The 18,007-nt window shown below is 40.6% G+C and carries 23 protein-coding genes; 11 read left to right on the top strand and 12 right to left on the bottom strand.

The genetic code is table 11. The features are described from left to right. From V7K30_RS25655 to V7K30_RS25645, 3 genes are all read right to left on the bottom strand, one after another. Window positions 1-771 (bottom strand): hypothetical protein (locus V7K30_RS25655; protein WP_335004097.1); only part of this gene is annotated, 771 nt, incomplete at its 3' end. Further along, window positions 772-1,275 (bottom strand): hypothetical protein, encoded by a 504-nt coding sequence (locus tag V7K30_RS25650; RefSeq protein WP_335004095.1) that lies wholly within the window; start codon window positions 1,273-1,275, stop codon window positions 772-774. 10 nt (window positions 1,276-1,285) lie between these two features. After that, window positions 1,286-1,603: a hypothetical protein gene (locus V7K30_RS25645; protein ID WP_335004094.1), complete on the bottom strand. Its 318-nt coding sequence runs from the start codon at window positions 1,601-1,603 to the stop codon at window positions 1,286-1,288. A gap of 409 nt (window positions 1,604-2,012) precedes the next feature. Here V7K30_RS25645 and V7K30_RS25640 point away from each other — a divergent pair, with 409 nt between their 5' ends. Then, window positions 2,013-2,606: a thermonuclease family protein gene (locus tag V7K30_RS25640; RefSeq protein WP_335004128.1), complete on the top strand. Its 594-nt coding sequence runs from the start codon at window positions 2,013-2,015 to the stop codon at window positions 2,604-2,606. A gap of 87 nt (window positions 2,607-2,693) precedes the next feature. On the opposite strand, the gene V7K30_RS25635 is transcribed toward V7K30_RS25640, so the two are convergent. Continuing rightward, entirely contained in the window at window positions 2,694-3,575 is an 882-nt protein-coding gene (locus tag V7K30_RS25635; protein ID WP_335004093.1) for a carbohydrate ABC transporter permease, read from the bottom strand. Window positions 3,576-3,599: 24 nt separating this feature from the next. Between V7K30_RS25635 and purN the strand changes: the two genes are divergently transcribed. Then, window positions 3,600-4,259, top strand: coding sequence for a phosphoribosylglycinamide formyltransferase (purN, locus tag V7K30_RS25630; protein ID WP_335004091.1), 660 nt, complete (start codon window positions 3,600-3,602; stop codon window positions 4,257-4,259). A 187-nt stretch (window positions 4,260-4,446) separates the two neighbouring features. Here the strand turns inward: purN and V7K30_RS25625 are convergent, their stop codons facing one another. Then, the gene (locus V7K30_RS25625; RefSeq protein ID WP_335004089.1) at window positions 4,447-5,067 is read right to left on the bottom strand and encodes a GAF domain-containing protein; all 621 of its coding nucleotides are present in this window, start codon (window positions 5,065-5,067) and stop codon (window positions 4,447-4,449) included. Window positions 5,068-5,742: 675 nt separating this feature from the next. Here V7K30_RS25625 and V7K30_RS25620 point away from each other — a divergent pair. After that, complete coding sequence (locus V7K30_RS25620) at window positions 5,743-5,883, top strand: hypothetical protein (protein ID WP_335004087.1); 141 nt, start codon at window positions 5,743-5,745, stop codon at window positions 5,881-5,883. Between the two features lie 399 nt (window positions 5,884-6,282). On the opposite strand, the gene V7K30_RS25615 is transcribed toward V7K30_RS25620, so the two are convergent. The 4 genes from V7K30_RS25615 to V7K30_RS25600 form a co-directional block, all read right to left on the bottom strand. Beyond that, window positions 6,283-6,879 (bottom strand): CPBP family intramembrane glutamic endopeptidase, encoded by a 597-nt coding sequence (locus V7K30_RS25615; RefSeq protein WP_335004126.1) that lies wholly within the window; start codon window positions 6,877-6,879, stop codon window positions 6,283-6,285. A 57-nt stretch (window positions 6,880-6,936) separates the two neighbouring features. Further along, window positions 6,937-8,007: a DUF3326 domain-containing protein gene (locus V7K30_RS25610; RefSeq protein WP_335004085.1), complete on the bottom strand. Its 1,071-nt coding sequence runs from the start codon at window positions 8,005-8,007 to the stop codon at window positions 6,937-6,939. A 110-nt stretch (window positions 8,008-8,117) separates the two neighbouring features. Then, entirely contained in the window at window positions 8,118-8,297 is a 180-nt protein-coding gene (locus V7K30_RS25605) for a hypothetical protein (RefSeq protein WP_335004083.1), read from the bottom strand. A gap of 142 nt (window positions 8,298-8,439) precedes the next feature. Further along, on the bottom strand, window positions 8,440-8,757 hold the full coding sequence (locus V7K30_RS25600; RefSeq protein ID WP_335004081.1) for a 2Fe-2S iron-sulfur cluster-binding protein: 318 nt from the start codon (window positions 8,755-8,757) through the stop codon (window positions 8,440-8,442). A 292-nt stretch (window positions 8,758-9,049) separates the two neighbouring features. Between V7K30_RS25600 and acnB the strand changes: the two genes are divergently transcribed. The 3 genes from acnB to V7K30_RS25585 all read left to right on the top strand — a co-directional run bounded on the left by acnB (window position 9,050) and on the right by V7K30_RS25585 (window position 12,669). Beyond that, window positions 9,050-11,680 carry a bifunctional aconitate hydratase 2/2-methylisocitrate dehydratase gene (gene acnB, locus V7K30_RS25595; protein ID WP_335004079.1) on the top strand — a complete coding sequence of 877 codons (2,631 nt, stop codon included), beginning with the start codon at window positions 9,050-9,052 and terminating at the stop codon, window positions 11,678-11,680. Between the two features lie 262 nt (window positions 11,681-11,942). Then, window positions 11,943-12,389 carry a DUF29 domain-containing protein gene (locus V7K30_RS25590; protein WP_335004077.1) on the top strand — a complete coding sequence of 149 codons (447 nt, stop codon included), beginning with the start codon at window positions 11,943-11,945 and terminating at the stop codon, window positions 12,387-12,389. Between the two features lie 13 nt (window positions 12,390-12,402). After that, complete coding sequence (locus tag V7K30_RS25585) at window positions 12,403-12,669, top strand: type II toxin-antitoxin system HicB family antitoxin (RefSeq protein ID WP_335004075.1); 267 nt, start codon at window positions 12,403-12,405, stop codon at window positions 12,667-12,669. A 289-nt stretch (window positions 12,670-12,958) separates the two neighbouring features. On the opposite strand, the gene V7K30_RS25580 is transcribed toward V7K30_RS25585, so the two are convergent. Beyond that, window positions 12,959-13,951 (bottom strand): recombinase RecB, encoded by a 993-nt coding sequence (locus V7K30_RS25580; RefSeq protein WP_335004073.1) that lies wholly within the window; start codon window positions 13,949-13,951, stop codon window positions 12,959-12,961. Between the two features lie 397 nt (window positions 13,952-14,348). Between V7K30_RS25580 and V7K30_RS25575 the strand changes: the two genes are divergently transcribed. The 3 genes from V7K30_RS25575 (at window position 14,349) to V7K30_RS25565 (ending at window position 15,103) form a co-directional block, all read left to right on the top strand. Further along, a complete protein-coding gene (locus tag V7K30_RS25575; protein WP_335004071.1) occupies window positions 14,349-14,561 on the top strand; it encodes a hypothetical protein in 213 nt (70 codons plus the stop codon). A gap of 70 nt (window positions 14,562-14,631) precedes the next feature. After that, complete coding sequence (locus V7K30_RS25570; protein ID WP_335004069.1) at window positions 14,632-14,820, top strand: type II toxin-antitoxin system RelE family toxin; 189 nt, start codon at window positions 14,632-14,634, stop codon at window positions 14,818-14,820. Between the two features lie 52 nt (window positions 14,821-14,872). Then, window positions 14,873-15,103, top strand: a complete 231-nt coding sequence (locus V7K30_RS25565; protein ID WP_335004067.1) for a type II toxin-antitoxin system MqsA family antitoxin — start codon at window positions 14,873-14,875, stop codon at window positions 15,101-15,103. Between the two features lie 306 nt (window positions 15,104-15,409). On the opposite strand, the gene V7K30_RS25560 is transcribed toward V7K30_RS25565, so the two are convergent. Continuing rightward, window positions 15,410-15,718, bottom strand: a complete 309-nt coding sequence (locus V7K30_RS25560; RefSeq protein WP_335004065.1) for a helix-turn-helix domain-containing protein — start codon at window positions 15,716-15,718, stop codon at window positions 15,410-15,412. A gap of 380 nt (window positions 15,719-16,098) precedes the next feature. Here V7K30_RS25560 and V7K30_RS25555 point away from each other — a divergent pair, with 380 nt between their 5' ends. Both V7K30_RS25555 and V7K30_RS25550 read left to right on the top strand, forming a co-directional pair. Then, the gene (locus tag V7K30_RS25555) at window positions 16,099-16,632 is read left to right on the top strand and encodes a universal stress protein (RefSeq protein WP_335004124.1); all 534 of its coding nucleotides are present in this window, start codon (window positions 16,099-16,101) and stop codon (window positions 16,630-16,632) included. 236 nt (window positions 16,633-16,868) lie between these two features. Then, a complete protein-coding gene (locus tag V7K30_RS25550; RefSeq protein WP_335004122.1) occupies window positions 16,869-17,234 on the top strand; it encodes a DOPA 4,5-dioxygenase family protein in 366 nt (121 codons plus the stop codon). A 201-nt stretch (window positions 17,235-17,435) separates the two neighbouring features. Here the strand turns inward: V7K30_RS25550 and V7K30_RS25545 are convergent, their stop codons facing one another. Further along, complete coding sequence (locus V7K30_RS25545; RefSeq protein WP_335004063.1) at window positions 17,436-17,741, bottom strand: hypothetical protein; 306 nt, start codon at window positions 17,739-17,741, stop codon at window positions 17,436-17,438. Between the last annotated feature and the right edge of the window lie 266 nt (window positions 17,742-18,007).

Below are 18,007 nucleotides of genomic sequence, written 5' to 3'. Positions count from 1 at the left end.
GGCCTCTCCCTGGGCTACAGTGCCTAGTTCCAATGCTGAACTTGCTGTCCCTTGTGCAGCGAGGGCCTCTCCCTGGGCTACAGTGCCTAGTTCCAGTGCTGAACTTGCTGTCCCTTGTGCAGCGAGGGCCTCTCCCTGGGCTACAGTGCCTAGTTCCAATGCTGAACTTGCTGTCCCTTGTGCAGCGAGGGCCTCTCCCTGGGCTACAGTGCCTAGTTCCAATGCTGTACCTGCTGTTGCTAAGGCAGTTCCGGCTGTGCCTTCGGCTGTACCTGCTAATGCTAAGGCAGTTCCGGCTGTGCCTTCGGCTGTACCTGCTAATGCTAAGGCAGTTCCGGCTGTGCCTTCAACAGATATAATCACAGCCTCCAGAGATGTAGCAAAGCCCAAAGCTGCTGCTGCTTCAGCTGCTGCTGCCGCGATCGCTGCAAACACGCCCTCAAGCGCTGCGGCAATCAATGGGGCACAAACGATCGCAACTAATGCCGCAATTCCTGCCCCAAAAGCAATTAGCTTTGCTTCTAAATCGTGGAGTTCGGATTCTAGTGCGCCAATTTGAATTTCGTCTTGGGCTAATTGCCGATAAACATCAGCTAACTGATGTTTTAAAGCGTCAATCTCGCCCTGAAGATTCCCATTATTTGAATTATTAATTAAATTTCTTAATTCATCAATCTGACTTTGCAACTGCTGACAGCAATCACACTGATGACCAGCACAATTACTAATATTTGAAAGTGAGGATATGAGTGATTGACCAGACCCAGACATTCAACAAACCTCACTACCAATTTTAGAGATTAAAGCTTCAATTGAAGAAAATTCATCTTGCTCAATGCAAACCTTGCCATCTGGGCAGAATGTTGTCGGATCTATACATTGTTTCCCAGCACCACATGCGCCACCGTTGGCACAAACTGCTTGACAATTAGCTAGAGAGCCGTAAATTCCAGGCGTATTGTATTGAGTTTTAACAATACAATCACCATTTAAACAATCATAAGTCTTTACGTCATCGGGTGGACTATCGGCAAATTTATATATCCTCATGTAATGGAAGGCTTGCCCATTACAATAACCAATCGCCACCCCTGCATTATGGCATTGCGAAACCGTCGAAGTTTGCCCTGCACCTGCAACTAAAAATTCCCCTTGAGCGCCCCATACAGAATCGTCCCTAACTACATAGTATTCTTCACCAGCAGGAACGACACCAGAAAAACCACAATTGGAAGTATGGAAATCCCCGGAAGAAGCTATTAAGGTGCGTGTCATTAATTAATAATTAAATAGAGTTTGGATCGAAGGTTGGGGCGGAATACAACCCGTAAAACCGTTCTGAATATTGAAATTGAGTTTTTGCAATGCCGTTGCGAGTGATCGGCGAGGAAATAGTTAGATCACTTGTGCCCAGTACAGAAGTGTCTGTATTCGCATTGAGCCAGGCATGAGCATTGGAAACAATCGCTGCGTAAATCTCTAGGGCTGTAGGATTTGCTCCCGTAAGAGATGGCAAGGAACTAAGAGGAATTTCTAAGATTTTTGGTGAACCAGTAAAAGTAGAGTTAGCACCAAATAGATCAGTAATTATTGGTTGAGTCATGCAAAGGATTTTGTTGAAGAGATAAACCCGTTGTATGAGGAATTAAAAAATATGTAAATGTTCCAGTTTTATGTAAAAGTGGTATTCTTTAGCTTTAACCGAGCCTTGCCAGAAGGGAGTTACAGTAGTATTACGCAAAACTTAATAAAAAATATACCGATTTAACCTTCTACAAAGGCTAAACCAGAACTAATCACTTAGGAATTAAGTAGTTATTCGTAAGCATTAATTTATATTAAAGTTTTTAAAACTAGACGATCGCTCTTTAGACTTAGCAGTATTTTAGTAGCAAGATTTACTATTCAATGCCTATGAACAGAAGATAGAATATTAGCTTTTGAGTAGCGAATGAGTAATAAACAGACTATAGAATATGAAAAACTTGATATACAATCGTTTGTCATTTAGGATGGAGAAATTAACTAAACCAGTGCGATTTTGGCTTTGTGCAACTATCATCTTTTTGGGTTTGATCGGCTGCGATGTCGTGCGACAAGCCGCTTCGCGTCTACGCTTTGTTGGTACTTCTGGAGACGCGGTTCAGCGAGTCAGTGATGGGGATACTATAGTAGTTAAAGATGCTGATGGCAAAAATATTACGGTGCGCTTTGCTTGTGTAGACGCACCAGAAATAGCTCACACTAACAAAGAAAAGCAGAGTAAACGCACTAGCGATCGCAATCAATTTAGTTGGGGTGTGAAAGCCCAAGAACGGGTGCAACAACTGGTGCAACAAGGAGGCGATCGCGTCACTTTGAATATCACTGATCGCGATCGCTATGGACGCCAAATTGCCGAAGTTCGTTTAAAAAACGGCACTTTTGTGCAACAGGTATTGTTGCAAGAAGGATTGGCAAAAGTGTATCGTCCCTATTTAAATAAGTGTCCTAGTAAAAACTTAGTTCAACAAGCCGAAGCTGAGGCGAAGGAGCAACGGCTTGGCGTTTGGAGTGATGCTAAATTTATTAATCCTTGGGAATATCGCAGCCTATATAAGAAGTAGAAACTCTAGCTGTTTCTAATTGAATGCACTACATTTTTTGGCATTGCATATTTGCGCGATGATTTAGCAACTTTCAAAATTCCTCCCCTACTCCTCTCCCCAAGTTTGCAGTTGCAAATAAACTAGTACCAGCGTCACAGCTAGTAACACCGTCGCTGCTGCTGCTGCATAACCAAAATCAAACTGACCAAAAGCCTCTTGGTAAATGTAGTAAACTAGCAAATTAGTCGAATTCAGTGGGCCACCGCCCGTCATCACATAAACTTGCTCAAAACTCCGCAATGTAAAAATCGCGGTAGTGATGATTGCAAATATCACAGTCGGGCGCAATCCTGGCAGAGTAATATACCAAAATTGTTGCCAAGCATTTGCTCCATCCAAATCTGCTGCTTCATAACGACTGGGAGGAATTGCTTGCAACCCTGCTAAAAAAACCACCATATTGAAACCCAGTTGTTTCCAAATACTCATTAAAATAAGTACCGGCATTGCCCAAAATGTGTCTCCTAGCCAGGGTATGGCTGGAATGCCAAAAAAATCTAACAGTCCGTTAACTGGCCCTGATGTTTGAAACAGCCAGCGAAATCCCAAACCGGCTGCCACAAGTGAGATAATTGAAGGTAGAAAATAGGCACTTCGCAGAATGCCCCGCAAGGGAATGGAGCGGTTTAATAATACTGCCAATCCCAAGGAGATAACTAAACTAGGAATGATGGTGGCAACAGTAAAATAAAAGGTGTTACCCAGAACTTGCCAGAAGTCGGGATTGAGTAGCAAGCGCCAATAGTTTTTTAAGCCTATCCAATAAGTACCTTTTAAGGTGAAACTACCAGCGGTGAAGCTGAGGTAGAACAAATAGGCGATCGGCCAAATGATAAAAACACTCAGCAAAATTAATGCTGGGGTGAGAAAAATCCAGGCAGCTACTGTATCATTATCCAACCACGACTTACTATATATTTTTGGCATCTATAATTTTTCCTCTTAGCTGTTATGACCCTCCGCCCTGATTCTACCCTTAGCTTGGTTTCTCCCAGCATTAGCGATTGCCGACAAGTCGCCCCTTTAAAACTGGGAATTATGGCTTCTGGGAATGGCAGCAATTTTGATGTAGTTGCCCAAGCTATCCAAGATGGACAGCTAAATGCCCAAATTCAAGTTTTAATTTACAATAACCCCTCGGCTAAAGCAGCCGTAAGAGCAGCCAATAGAGGTGTAGAAGCTGTTTTATTGAATCACCGCAACTATAAAAGTCGAGAAGAGTTGGATCAGAAAATTGTGCAGACATTGCGGCACTACGATGTAGAATGGGTGATTTTGGCAGGTTGGATGAGATTGTTAACATCAGTTTTCATTGATGCCTTTCCTGAGAGGATTATTAATATCCATCCTAGTTTGTTACCTAGTTTCAAGGGAATCCATGCCGTAGAACAAGCTTTGGCATCTGGGGTAAAAATCACTGGTTGTACAGCGCATATAACTTGTTTAGAAATGGACAGTGGCCCAATATTGATACAAGCCGCAGTGCCAGTATTGCCGGATGATACAGCAGAAACACTCCACGCCCGGATTCAAATTCAGGAACATCGAATTTTACCATTAGCGATCGCTCTGGCAGCTTCTTCGTCAAAAGCTACAGTAAGCCTAACGTAAAAATACATAGTTTATTGTTCTCTCGTTCCCAGTCTCCGACTGGGAATGCCTAATATGAGGCTCCGCCTCTTAACTTGCGGCAGAGCCGCTTTTGACTTGCATTTCCAGCCAGAGGCTGGAAACGAGATTGTAAGAGGGTTTGCGCTTAAGTTGATACCAATGCACAGCTAGCTGTGCGCCCCTACTATTAATTAGAGTTAGCTTCAGCAGCTTCATACGCTTGCAGAAGCCTAGCATGATCGAGAGTAAATCCTACTTGCATGGCTATCTGGGAAAATAAATCAATCTCAGACTGTTGCCAATTACGGGGTTCAGAACACTGATGTGCAATTAACAAGCCAAATAGCTGCTCATCTTTGATAATGGGTGCTACTAAATTTGCTTTCACAGCAAAGGATTCAAGCAGGTTAATGTGACAATCAGACAAACCGGACTCATGAATGTTGTTTATTGCAACAACGCGACCAGACTGGTACTTTTCTACATAGCCTTGAGTGAAACAGGGGTCGTGGATTTTAGCACCTGCCAAAATTGCTGTTCCCCCCATAGCAGTTAACAAGAGTGACAGTTGTCTGTGTAGAGCAAGTTCAGTTTCTGTTGAATTCCCACTCTCTTGTTTGACTTTCGGAATTTGTTTGGTAATTAAATTAATCCCATAGTAGTAAGTAGCTGTTCCAATTGCAACCACAGGAAGGACACTGATGCTTAGTGCCCAAACTATTGCTTTAGTCTTTAAACTCCATTTTTGATGCCACAGCCTTTGTTGACGATTTTGCCTTGCTTGGGTTTGAGAAAAAGACTGACTCATAAATGAAACCTGGATTGCTGCAATTGAGAATCAAGTAAATAACCTCACAATCAATTTTTACACAAAACTTATTGAACAATGTTTGGTTTTAAGGAGTCTTTTGAGACACTAAGCTTCTACGTCATGTCCGATAACGCTTTTGTTGCCTTTGACCTCAAAAAAATTGGGTCTGATTAAGAGGCTTGTTAACAATCAAATGGCGATCGCTTTGTTTGAATGTCTTATTTTCTCATCAGGTGTTGCGGTTTTCTGACAAGACAGCCAAACAATTTTTCTTTTTCAACAAGAGTTGTACAGACTTTTCACAGTTAGCCTCCCCTGTAAGAAAGGGAAAGAATAATGCAAAAATAAGCCTTTAAGCCTCTTGACAGAAGACAAGTTTACTACTTACCTTCCTTAGCTTCGCGTAGCGGCACGAAGTAAACGTATTCTAGTCTACTTGACTAAAAATCTCTGTAACTGCGTAAGCGTAGCCCGCCGCGATTCAATATAAGTAAAATTGAAGTTGTATTCAATACAAATTAAGCAATTTTTATTAATGTTGAAGCTGTAGTTACAAACTTTCTTAATATTATAAGTAAAGTGGAAGCTGTAGTTAATACAACTTAAGCAGTAATTATAAATACTCATGATTTTATAAGTAAAGTTGAAGCTGTAGTTAATACAACTTAACCAGTGCTTATAGATGCTGAAGCTGTATTTAACACAGCTTCTTCTGTGGTTAATACAACTTCTTCTGTATTTATCAATGCTCAAGCTATAGTTAACACAACTTCTTCTGTATTTATCAATGCTCAAGCTGTAATCAACATATAGCCTTTCTCATGTTGAGTTCAATACAGACTAATCTCTAGTCCCAACGCCACAAGGGTTAGGGAGTAAGCCTAAAGCCTCTCTCCTTTTAGAAGAGAAGAATGGAAGTGAAAGAGTGTTGACTCGTTCCCAGTCTGCGACTGGGAATGCATTCATTGAGCCTCTGACTCAATGTCTGACTAGAGGCAGCAGCCCCTAATCAGCCATTCCCATGCGGAGCTTGGGAACGAGATAAACGAGAGAACAATGAGAAATCGAGCTTTTTTCGACTTGTGTGTACACCGTAGCCTTTTAGAAGAGAGGAATGGAAGTGAAAGAGTGTAGTGCATAGATAGACGTGTAGCGGCTTACCGCAAAGTACGAGCGATCGCGATAAACGCTTCAGAGAAACTAGGAGAAAATTTATTTTTTAATTGCCGACAATTGCGACATTTTCCAGAAATAGCTAGAAATCCAATTGGTAATAATGTGAGCGACAATCGGCACTAATAAGTTGCCCGTGAGCAAAGCACTATATGCCAATATCATCCCGACAATTGTTGCCCAAATCACATAAGGCCATTGTTGGGAACCGCTAAGATGCAAGATGCCAAAGCAAAGACTGGATACAATTACAGCTGTAACATCAGAGCCTAAAGCTGACAGCATCACACCTCTAAATAATAATTCTTCACTCAACCCTGGTAGTAACCCCAGCCAAATTAAGTCTGGTAAAGCTAAGGGTTTCAGTACCACTTCTAAGTAATAATCTGCACTTTTACGATAGCCAGTCCAAAGGCGATAAGTTAAGCCACTTAACGCAGTGATAACGAATCCTAACCCTACACCCAACAGCAACTCTCTTTGGTTCAAGTCCCAAGAAAATAGGGAAAAGTTGCCAAAGTGCAACGAAACTTTGGCGACTATCAACAAAATGATTGCAGTCGCTCCCATCGCCCCAAGTACTTGGATGCGTGTCAGGTATGGAATTTCTGGCTCTTGCTTGTGTTGTTCAACCACGGGTTTTTTAAAGAGTGGGGCATTGGACATGGGGCATGGGGCATTGTGGAAAAACAACTAATGACTAATGACTAATGACTCCAAAGACAATAATTTGGGACGGAGAGCGGAGGGATTGATGCCTGCTTTGTGTGCTACCAATACACCCACTGCTTCTAAATATGAGTTTACCTGTATAGCTTTGATTCCCAACGGTTGGGGAGGAACTTTTATCAGGGTTTTATTTTCTTCTACTGTAATTATTTGGCATCGTCTTTGGCTTAAACTCAGTAAGGCACTGCTACCACAAGCAGTTGCAGGTGCGATCGCAGCATCCACTTCATCTGCCCAAATATCTTCTTTCTCTGATGCAATCGCTCCTTTCTCTATTATAAATTGTGGGGCACGACTTAATCCTACAAGGACGCAGGGCAAAAAGGTATAGCCCAATTCTTCGGCGGCGGAACGGGGAGATAAATCAGGTTGTGGAGGTTCGCTCAAAAGGGCGGGAGAATGGGCGCAAGGAATTTGAAAGGTTCGCACTAGCAAATGGCTAATTACGGCTTCTGCACCCGCTAAAGGATCGACGCCTTCACCGTGGCGGTATTTTTGTACTGCTTCTTCATCTATATCATCGGGGAAACGAGCAACAACTGCGATCGCTTCTGCCCCCGCTTTTTTAATTAATATCTCAGCTGCGCGTAACAAACTATCTGGGTTGCCAATTGTTCCCCAACTAGCTCCTGATAGTGTAGTCCGTAATTCTACATTTAATGGTGCATCAGTAATTACATAATCTGTTAAAGTCAATCCCAGAGTTGCTCTGGCTGCATCGGCTGCTTGTATATGTCGTAGTCGCAACTCTGGCTCAATAGCTTGGTCTAAAAGCAAACCTACTTTGTTGGTGCGAACTGGACGCAAACCCCAGCATCCAGAGGCGAATTTGTCAAGTCCATAACCTTCAACATAGAAAGCGTTAGGGAGATTCCAATACAAACTTGCGCCATTCAGGACATTGGGGTGAGTAATTAGGCGATCGCAAACCTGTGCTATAACTTTGGCAACAGGCAAAGCATCTCCGGCATAACCCCCAATGGCAGCCCCAACGCCAGTTGGTACAATTAAGATAGCGGTGTATGGACGATTCATCTTCTAGTTATGAGTGCCCAGTTATGAGTTATGGATTTATGAATCAGAAGCCATCAAATACTAACTCCTAACTCCTGTACAGAGGCGATTAATCGCGTCTCTCTTAACTCCTAACTCTTCGGTGTAGTCACCACGGCTTCAACTGTAGCTTTTTGTTCGTCAACGTCCACAGAGGTAATTGCCCAACGAAGGGGTTCCCCTTGTTTGTTCAACTCTGTTTCAATTACTTGTAGTAATTCTGCGGGAGTTTCTTGTAAATCAATTTCTGCGGTAATAAAATGAGTGGTCATATTGGGAAACCCTGTTTATTTGTAGTTTCTAGAATAGCTGATATCAGTTGCTAGGAAATACTTATGTTATTTATCAGTTTTGGTAATCTAAGTGAACAGTTATCAATAATCAACTAGTATACTGATAACTGTTTACTGATTATTAGCCTTTGCCAAATTGTAACTGATAAACTACATCTTCTTTTTCCGTCTGAACTTTCAAATCAGAAAGGGGTTTGGCAACACAAAGCAATACGTAACCTTGCTTTTGCAAATCTGGACTAACGCCCATGCCATCAGTTTGATTTACAGTTCCCTCGCTTAATTGACCGGCACAAGTTGTGCAAACACCTGCATTACAAGAACTCGGCAGTTCCAAGCCAGCAGCATCGGCAACTGATAAGATAGTTTTATCTTCAGGAACTTGCAAAGTATGAATTGCGCCTTGGTGATGAATTTCTACGGTGTAAGTTTTGGACATATACAAAAGAAGCGTGACACAGAGGACAAATAGATTATCTTATCTGATAAATAGACATAGTACCAAGTTAACAAAGAGGAAAAGAGAATTATTTTCAAAGAGCTTGATCGGGGAAAATAGCTATACAGTGATAATTATAAGTCTTTGCTAGACAAATAAATTAAAGTAAGGAGACTTACTTGCTGTTAATTCTATTTGTAAAGACTTGTGAGGTTGAATGCTCCTGAAAGTAGAGAAGTGATGATACACACTTAAAACAATGTTTGGCTAAATATTTGGAGTGGAGTTAAGAATGCTGGAATCATATCGTAAAGACGTTGCCGATAGAGGGGCACTGGGAATTCCCCCCTTACCATTAGATGCAAAACAAACATCTGAACTGTGCGAATTACTGAAAAATCCGCCAAAGGGTCAAGAGGAGATATTATTACATTTATTGAGCGATCGCGTTTCTCCTGGTGTTGATCCAGCAGCTTATGTCAAAGCTGGATTTCTCACCGCCATTGCCAAAAAGGAAATCACCAGTCCTTTGGTTTCGCGCATAGAAGCGGTGCAATTGCTGGGGACGATGGTAGGTGGTTACAACGTGCAATCTTTAATCGATTTGCTGCAATTCCCTACTGTATCCGTCTCCGACTCATCTGAAACACCTTTAGTGATGGGTGGACAAGGAAAGGAACCCATCGCCGCCTACGCCGCTAACGCCTTAAGCAAAATCCTCTTGGTGTACGACGCTTACCACGATGTTTTAGAGTTATCGAAAACCAATCCTTTCGCCAAGCGGGTGATTGACTCTTGGGCGGAAGCTGAGTGGTTTACCATTCGTCCCACAGTAAGAGAAGCGATTACTGTCACCGTTTTTAAAGTCCCTGGCGAAACCAACACCGACGATTTATCCCCCGCCCAAAGCGCCACAACTCGCCCAGATATTCCCTTACACGCCTTAGTGATGTTAGAGTCACGGCAACCGGGAAGCTTGAAAACCATTGCCGAGTTGAAGAAAAAAGGGCATCCTGTAGCTTACGTAGGAGATGTAGTTGGTACAGGTTCCTCGCGTAAATCTGCCATTAACTCCGTATTGTGGCACATGGGAAATGATATACCTTTTGTGCCAAACAAACGCGCTGGGGGTTATGTTTTAGGTGGTGCGATCGCGCCAATCTTCTTTAACACAGCTGAAGATGCCGGTGCTTTGCCTATTCAGTGCGATGTCACCAAACTAGAAACTGGTATGGTAATTACCATCCATCCCTACAAAGGCGAAATCACCAACGAAACAGGGGAAGTCATTTCCACCTTTGACCTCAAACCTGATACTATTCTCGATGAAGTCCGCGCAGGTGGACGCATCCCCCTACTTATTGGACGTACCCTCACCGACAAAACTCGTCTTGCACTTGGTTTAGAACCCAGCACAGTCTTTACCCGTCCCCAGCAAGGCTTTGATACAGGCAAAGGCTACACCCTAGCACAGAAAATGGTAGGTAAAGCTTGTGGATTACCGGGTGTGCGTCCCAACACATCCTGCGAACCCATCATTACAACCGTTGGTTCCCAGGATACCACAGGCCCCATGACGCGCGACGAATTGACAGAACTCGCCTGTCTTGGTTTCAGTGCAGACTTAGTGATCCAAAGTTTCTGCCACACAGCTGCTTATCCCAAACCAGTAGACATCAAAACCCATCACGAACTCCCCGATTTCTTTGCCTCTCGTGGCGGTGTTGCCTTACGCCCCGGTGATGGTATCATCCACTCTTGGTTAAACCGGATGCTGCTACCCGACACCGTGGGAACTGGCGGCGACTCTCACACCCGCTTCCCCTTGGGTATTTCCTTCCCCGCCGGTTCGGGATTAGTGGCGTTTGCAGCAGCTTTGGGTGTCATGCCTTTAGATATGCCAGAGTCAGTTTTGGTAAGATTTAAAGGTGAATTGCAACCAGGTGTCACCCTGCGGGATGTCGTAAATGCCATTCCCTACGTGGCAATTCAAAAAGGTTTGCTGACAGCAGAGAAGCAGAATAAGAAAAATGTTTTCTCTGGGCGAATTCTGGAAATAGAAGGTTTGCCAGATTTAAAAGTTGAACAAGCCTTTGAACTCACTGATGCTAGTGCCGAGCGTTCTTGTGCCGGATGTACAATTAAGCTGAGTGTAGAGACAATTTCTGAATATCTGCGTTCTAATGTCGCGCTGCTGAAAAATATGATAGCACGAGGCTATCATGATCCGCGTACCATGCTACGCCGTGTGGCAAAGATGGAAGAATGGTTAGCAAACCCTGTGTTATTAGAAGGCGATGCTGATGCCGAGTATGCCGAAATAATTGAAATTGATTTGAACGAAATCAAAGAACCAATTGTAGCTGCTCCCAATGACCCCGATAATGTTAAGTTATTATCGGAAGTTGCTAATGATCCAGTACAAGAAGTATTCGTCGGTTCATGTATGACGAATATTGGTCATTATCGGGCAACAGCGAAAGTTTTGGAAGGCGCAGGTGAAGTTAAAACTCGGCTGTGGATTTCACCACCAACCCGCATGGATGAACACCAATTAAAAGAAGAAGGTGTATATAGCATTTTTGGGGCTGCGGGTGCGCGAACAGAAATACCAGGATGCAGTTTGTGTATGGGTAATCAGGCGCGAGTTGCTGATGGGACAACAGTGTTTTCTACCTCAACGCGCAACTTCAATAATCGCATGGGTAAAGATGCGCGAGTGTATCTTGGTTCAGCCGAATTAGCCGCAGTTTGTGCGCTGCTAGGACGGCTTCCGACAGTGCAGGAATATTTGGATATTGTGGCGAGTAGAATTGAGCCTTTTGCAGATGATTTGTATCGGTATTTGAACTTTGATCAAATCCTCGGTTTTGAGGATGAAGGGCGCGTGATTTCTAAAGAGGAAGAGGCGTTGTTAGTATAGTTTAATTAGGTGGGTGTTATGCCATTGGTGTCAACTTAACGTAAAAACCAGTCTAGACGAAGCTTTGATAGATTCCCTCGTTACCAGTCGAAGACTGGGAATGCCTATAGGGGGGCTGCCACCTCAAGACTAGCGGCAGAGCCGCAATTGAAGAGCATTTCCAGCCAGAGGCTGGAAACGAGGTTTTAAAGGGGTTTGCGCTTAAGTTGACACCAATGGTGTTATGCCCACCTAATTTTTAGCGTTTCCCAGAGGAATATTAATGACTAGTCCATCTTTTATAAATGAACAAAATCTCTATGAACAAGACTTTTACTTGTGGACACAAACAATTGTCCAGCAGTTAAAACAAAATAATTTTAATGAAATAGATATACCTAATCTAATTGAAGAAATTGAAAGCATGGGGAGAAGTGAAAAACGCGAGTTAAAAAATAGATTAATTGTGCTATTAATGCACTTGCTGAAATGGCAATATCAACCAGAAAAACGTAGTGAAAGTTGGCGCAGTACCATTTCTGAACAACGTATCTGTATTGAAACATTATTAGAAGATAGTCCCAGTTTGCAACCTCTACTTGCAGAAGTATTTAAAGATTGTTATCAAAAAGCTCGTCTCAAAGCATCTGATGAAACAGGGATTAAATTAAATTTCTTTCCTCAAGAATCTCCTTTTACATTAGAAGAAGCCTTAAACAATAGTTATTAAGTTGGAGGAATGAATGAATTTTTATACCGTTGTACTCAGAAAAAGTTCTGGCTATTGGGTTGCTTTATGTTTAGAAAACGGCATTATCGGGCAGGGAAATATTCAAGAGGATGCAATTAATAAACTGAAAGAAGCAATTGAATCTTTTGAAGTGGTTTATGAGTCTGAAAGTAATATTTATAAATCTACCCTTTCAATAGATGAATTACATGAATTTTTATCTTTTGAAGAAAAAGAGCAAGATTTAGAGATATATGAATTAAGGAAGGTTTATGCCTAAAAATATACCTTCCCTGAAACCAAAGGAGTTAATTAAGCTTTTAGAACAAGCAGGTTGAAGATTTCATAGAGAAGGAAAAGGCGACCATTGTTTATATACTCGTGAAGTTGATGGTAAAAGGAGAGTAGTTCCTATAGATATGGGTGCAAGAGAAATGTCTCCTGGTTATGTTTTACGTATTTTTAGGCAATTTGGTTTTACTGATGAGGATATTGAGAGTTTGAAAGTTTGTTAAGGTAAATAATTTTGGGTTTCACTACGTTCAACCCAACCTACAGCTAAACTTATTTTAAGTTATTCTTTCTAGCCATATTTGCAAGGCATTATCAACTAGAAATTTGATATCATCAACAAATACTTCCTCTTTGAAAAAACTGTCTTTATTTCCTGGAACCATATAATAAATGTGATTAAAGAATTTCTCCCAAAATATACTTCCTTCTTTAACAGGAGCATATCGCCAATATGTGAGATATTCTTCTGTTGTATCAATTTGCATTCTGGCAATAGTTTTATTTTGGCGATTGGGAATAATTAGCCATAGAAATAATAGTATCTTCTTCGATTTTCTATCAAAACAAAACTCCATACATTGCCTCATCTTATCCTTACCATATTTGCTTGCATATATGATACTTTTATTCACTATTAGTTCTTCTAATCTATGATCAAAACTTAATATCTGATGTCTAATTTTCCTTAAATTTTCTATTTCTGTGTTTGTTAAAGAACCTAACAAATCTAATAATAATCTTGGTGGCTCAGGAATATTATCATTTTCTTGATTTTGGAGATTAACTTCTTGATAATTAATTTTTATAATTTTTGTTTCTGATTTGTTATGAATATGAGATAAATGAAAATAAAATTCATCATTTTCATACAGAATGAAAAAAGTAAATAAATTAAAATTTAATCTCCTGTGTTTTTCATCAATTAGATTATGGCGATGAAAACTAGGACAGATGGCTAACAGCCGAATTTGTTCATCATAGTTAATATTAGTTTTCAAAGGTTGTTCTTCTAATAAGTTGTCATAATAGCGTGTAAGTTGATTAATCACATATCTATCTTCTGTATTTTTGAGTTCAATAATAGCTAGTTGATTATTTTCTCCTATTGCTAGGATGTCACAAATTTCTCCTTTTATAGACAATTGGCGCGTTAAGGGCTTTAGTTGAAATATTTCTTTTAAATTATCCCAAACAAAAGTTTCTAATTCAGACTCATCAATAAATTTCCAGCCTTGATCGGTTTTACGTAATGCTACGTTCTTGTTCATGATAGTAAAATAAGTAATAATATGTAGAAATCGGATTTCATTTTTGAGAAAATAGTGATGCTGAAAAGCCAGCTTTCTAAAGCTTTTGTCTGAGATGTTGCTCAAAAATTAGATAAGAGTTATGTATTTAATTTATACTAAAAATTATCTGATGTCCTTGTTTGGGATAAGTGAAGGTAGTAAACTGCGATCGCACCCTCTCACTTTGCACACAGACCTAACCCCCCAGCCCCCTTCCCTGCAAGGGAAGGGGGAGAAATCTGGCTCCCCTCTCCGCCTCGGAGAGGGGCTGGGGGAGAGGTCAATGCGATTGCGATAAACTGTTAAAATCTAATTACCTGACACCAAAATTTTAACAGGCGAACACCAATGGATTTTTACACTAGGAGTTATTAAAATGCTTGAACTCCACAAAAATTATGTTCTTGACGAAAATCAACGACCTATCGCCGTACAAATTCCTATCGCTGAATTTGAAAAAATTGAAGAAATTCTTGAGGATTACGGTTTAGCAAAACTCATGGAGGAAGTAGAGGAAGAAGAACCACTATCAAAAGATGAAGCATTAAAATCCTATCAATCACTAAAGGATGAAAATGTGGCAAGTTGAATATACTAAGAGATTATTGAAATAACTTGCTGCTTTACCAGTTGAGATTCAAAGCCGCGTAGAACCTATCGTGTTTCAAGAACTTGAATCAGAGAATCCCTTTGAATTAGGATATCTGGAAAAACTGAAAGGCAATAGTGATAAATATAAGATTCGAGTTGGTGATTATCGTATTGGTATTACTCTTGATCAAGCAACAAAAACATTAATCTGCCAACGAGTTGCTCACCGCAAAGACATCTACAGAATTTTTCCTTGAAGCACATACTGTAATATTAAAATTCTAGGTCATAATACTAAGAAAGGGGCAAATGCTGTGTGATATTTGTAGAAGTGAAGGTGTCAAAATACGTCAAATTACTAGAACTTACAGTAAGGGTAAAGACCTGCTAGTAATAGAAAACATTCCAGTGATAACCTGTACTCATTGCAGCGAAAGCTATTTAACTGCTGAAACTCTTCACAAAATTGAACAAATCAAAACTAACCGTAAAAAATTAGCTGTTGAACGTCCTGTAGAAGTAGCTAGTTTTGGATCATGAATAATTGCCAAAATTAACTGTTGCTTCAGCTATTCTCTTACTAAAAAACATTTATGGACTTCTACACAACAGTTTTACGAAAGAGTGCGGGTTATTGGGTTGCTTTATGCTTAGAAAATTGACTGGTAGGACAAGGGATAAATCAAGAAGCAGCAATCAAGCAATTTAATGAAGCGATCGCCTTTTTTTTGTCAGTCTATAAAATAGAACCTGATATTTACTATCCTTCACTCACTATAGAAGAATTAGATGAGTTTTTAAAGGCATTCTAGTGAGAATAGTACTAATCTCATGCCATTCGTTCTGCTATTGAGTATTAATAATTGTATCTGCTGCGTTAAAGTCAAGATATTGAATAATGATTGTTACGTCTCCTATTTGATATTTCAGCAGTTCTTCGATAAAAGCAAGCGGATCTATTTCCAGGACTTGGGCAACTTGTAAAAATTCAATCAAGTCAAGCCGACGCTCTCCACGTTCATACTTTGATACATAGGATTGCGGAAGCTCTAGCTTTGCCGACAACTCTGCTTGAGTGAGCTTGGCAGCTTTGCGGGCCTCCATAAGTAGCTGGCGAAACCGATTGTACTCTTCGCTGAAAACTGATTTCGGCACTTTAGCTTGCCTTTTTTCTGGCGATGGTTTATTCGATCTCGATGAGAGTTAGTACATATTGCTGAACTCAGTTAAATTCTAAAACCTAATATGGGATAAACCCAAAATAGGTTTTAATGAAAGGAATTTAGGGTGAGGGCCCAAAGATATTTCTTCCAAAGCGGGATGCTCCCTGATAATCAAAGATAAATCTTTGCTTTATTCCCAAGTTCCTCAAATTGTTTTGCTATATATATATAAATATCGGGCGAAAACCTTTAAGAAATTTAAAATTCAAAAGTTGCTAAACATAGTTGAGGGTTTGGTCATTTTTGACAATCCAACATCTGGAAACCCGAAACCGTAAAGACCAATTACTAATAAAATCGGAGGTCTATATGATGTTTAAAAAGATTCTAGTTGCATTAGATCGCTCAGAAATAGGGCAACAGGTTTTTGAGGAAGCGTTGGGTTTAGCAAAGTTAACACAAGCTAGCTTAATGCTACTGCATGTCCTATCTCCCGAAGAAGAGGGTAGTCCTTACGGCCCTATGCTGTCTAATTTAGACTACTATCCGGGATTGAGCAGTCAAAGCTTCGAGTTATACCAAACCCAGTGGGATACCTTTAAAAATCAAGGAATCCAGATGTTGCAATCTTTCTGTGCCCAAGCTAACACAGCAGATGTCACTACCGAATTTACACAAAATATTGGTAATCCTGGTCGCATTATTTGTGACTTAGCCCGTAGTTATGGCGCTGACTTAATTGTCATGGGGCGTCGGGGTCGTTCTGGGCTGATGGAACTATTTCTCGGTAGTGTGAGTAACTACGTTCTTCACCATGCTCCTTGTTCAGTGCATGTTGTGCATCTTTCACTTACTCCTCTAACAGATGAAGTTATAAAAAAAACTACAAGCAACTTTCAGGGTTAACTAACTACTAACATTGCATAAATCTTAGCGAACCAAATTCTGAATTTGGTTTATTCTCGCCTACCTATTTACCTGAATCGATGACCTCTGTAGAGTCAATCTTCACAACCCATCCTTAACTGCACGGTATTGGGCTAAAATTGAGCGTAGGCGTAGCCCATCGTAGACATCGCTTTTTCAGTGAGAAAGAAAAAGTCCGCTACCCAAAATTAGAGTTGAGAGCGAAAAGTGGATCTATGAAAGAAGATACTATCGAGATCACTGGTTTTCATGCTCATGTTTACTTCGATACCGCGAGTCGCGATGTAGCTGCGCGTGTACGTGAAGGATTGAGCGCTAGGTTTGACGTGCAACTCGGACGTTGGTTTGACAAGCCCATCGGGCCCCACCCAAAAGCGATGTATCAAGTTGCTTTCTTACCGAATCAGTTTGATAAAGTCGTTCCTTGGTTAATGCTCAATCGTGAAGGATTGGATATTCTCGTCCACCCTGAAACAGGCGATGCTGTAGCAGACCACGCGGTTCATTCCCTATGGTTAGGAGAAAAGCTAGATTTGAATATTGAGTTTCTTCGACAGCTTAGTTCGACTTTATCCAATTAAGGGAAGTAGCCCAATTTATGGGGTAAAAGTTCTGGTATGGGGCGTGAAACTTTTTCTATTGTGACTAATTCTGGTGAAATTGAAAAAGTCCAATATGTTGATAAATAAACGTTTCAGCTTATGTTTAGACGCTTTTAGCGGCTTGCCGCAGGCATCGCAATAAATCAAAATGAAATTGAAGCAACTGGTTGACTTTAATATTTAGTCAACCAGTACTTGCTTGAGTAAAGCTATCCACATATCAGATGGATCTGAGTAGTAATCAATTTCTTCAACTTGATATTGATAAGATTCACAACCTTCTCGTAAAATAATGCGATCGCGGGGTTTGATGCCTTTCCCTACTCCAGTCATATACCCAATCATTCCTTCATTGAGGCGCTCAAATACGTAGTCGCTTCCACAAACTTCTTGGCTGTAATCGTGTATTTTATTCTTCTGTTTTAATTCATTAGCTGGAGAGCTAACCAGAGCTAATTTATTTAAAAAACTAAAACTTAAATTCATACCTGTTCTGATTGAAGAGAAGGCACTTAAAAACAATTTAAAAATAGAACTAAGAATTCAGAATTCAGTTGTTTTAAGACTTAATTCTGAGATATTAATGTTTCATTCATCCTCTATTGTATCATCCGTGAAATAAACCATTGATGTCATTAATTATGCTATATATATCAGGGAAAAATTCCCTGTTGCTAAGAGGATTGGTTACTTTATTTATTTCAATCTTGAGTATCTCATACAAGACCAGAAATGATAACAGTTATTTTTCC

The sequence above is a fragment of the Nostoc sp. genome, from assembly GCF_036917655.1.
Classification (GTDB): domain Bacteria; phylum Cyanobacteriota; class Cyanobacteriia; order Cyanobacteriales; family Nostocaceae; genus Nostoc.
The sequence above is the reverse complement of the archived record's forward strand: the minus strand, read 5'-3'. Positions and strand labels throughout refer to the sequence as shown.

Coding starts and splice junctions, on each gene's coding strand:
- V7K30_RS25650 (WP_335004095.1), bottom strand. CDS start 1,275: ATGACACGCACCTTAATAGCTTCTTCCGGGGATTTCCATACTTCCAAT.
- V7K30_RS25645 (WP_335004094.1), bottom strand. CDS start 1,603: ATGACTCAACCAATAATTACTGATCTATTTGGTGCTAACTCTACTTTT.
- V7K30_RS25640 (WP_335004128.1), top strand. CDS start 2,013: ATGGAGAAATTAACTAAACCAGTGCGATTTTGGCTTTGTGCAACTATC.
- V7K30_RS25635 (WP_335004093.1), bottom strand. CDS start 3,575: ATGCCAAAAATATATAGTAAGTCGTGGTTGGATAATGATACAGTAGCT.
- purN (WP_335004091.1), top strand. CDS start 3,600: ATGACCCTCCGCCCTGATTCTACCCTTAGCTTGGTTTCTCCCAGCATT.
- V7K30_RS25625 (WP_335004089.1), bottom strand. CDS start 5,067: ATGAGTCAGTCTTTTTCTCAAACCCAAGCAAGGCAAAATCGTCAACAA.
- V7K30_RS25610 (WP_335004085.1), bottom strand. CDS start 8,007: ATGAATCGTCCATACACCGCTATCTTAATTGTACCAACTGGCGTTGGG.
- V7K30_RS25605 (WP_335004083.1), bottom strand. CDS start 8,297: ATGACCACTCATTTTATTACCGCAGAAATTGATTTACAAGAAACTCCC.
- V7K30_RS25600 (WP_335004081.1), bottom strand. CDS start 8,757: ATGTCCAAAACTTACACCGTAGAAATTCATCACCAAGGCGCAATTCAT.
- acnB (WP_335004079.1), top strand. CDS start 9,050: ATGCTGGAATCATATCGTAAAGACGTTGCCGATAGAGGGGCACTGGGA.
- V7K30_RS25590 (WP_335004077.1), top strand. CDS start 11,943: ATGACTAGTCCATCTTTTATAAATGAACAAAATCTCTATGAACAAGAC.
- V7K30_RS25585 (WP_335004075.1), top strand. CDS start 12,403: ATGAATTTTTATACCGTTGTACTCAGAAAAAGTTCTGGCTATTGGGTT.
- V7K30_RS25580 (WP_335004073.1), bottom strand. CDS start 13,951: ATGAACAAGAACGTAGCATTACGTAAAACCGATCAAGGCTGGAAATTT.
- V7K30_RS25575 (WP_335004071.1), top strand. CDS start 14,349: ATGCTTGAACTCCACAAAAATTATGTTCTTGACGAAAATCAACGACCT.
- V7K30_RS25565 (WP_335004067.1), top strand. CDS start 14,873: ATGCTGTGTGATATTTGTAGAAGTGAAGGTGTCAAAATACGTCAAATT.
- V7K30_RS25555 (WP_335004124.1), top strand. CDS start 16,099: ATGTTTAAAAAGATTCTAGTTGCATTAGATCGCTCAGAAATAGGGCAA.
- V7K30_RS25550 (WP_335004122.1), top strand. CDS start 16,869: ATGAAAGAAGATACTATCGAGATCACTGGTTTTCATGCTCATGTTTAC.
- V7K30_RS25545 (WP_335004063.1), bottom strand. CDS start 17,741: ATGAATTTAAGTTTTAGTTTTTTAAATAAATTAGCTCTGGTTAGCTCT.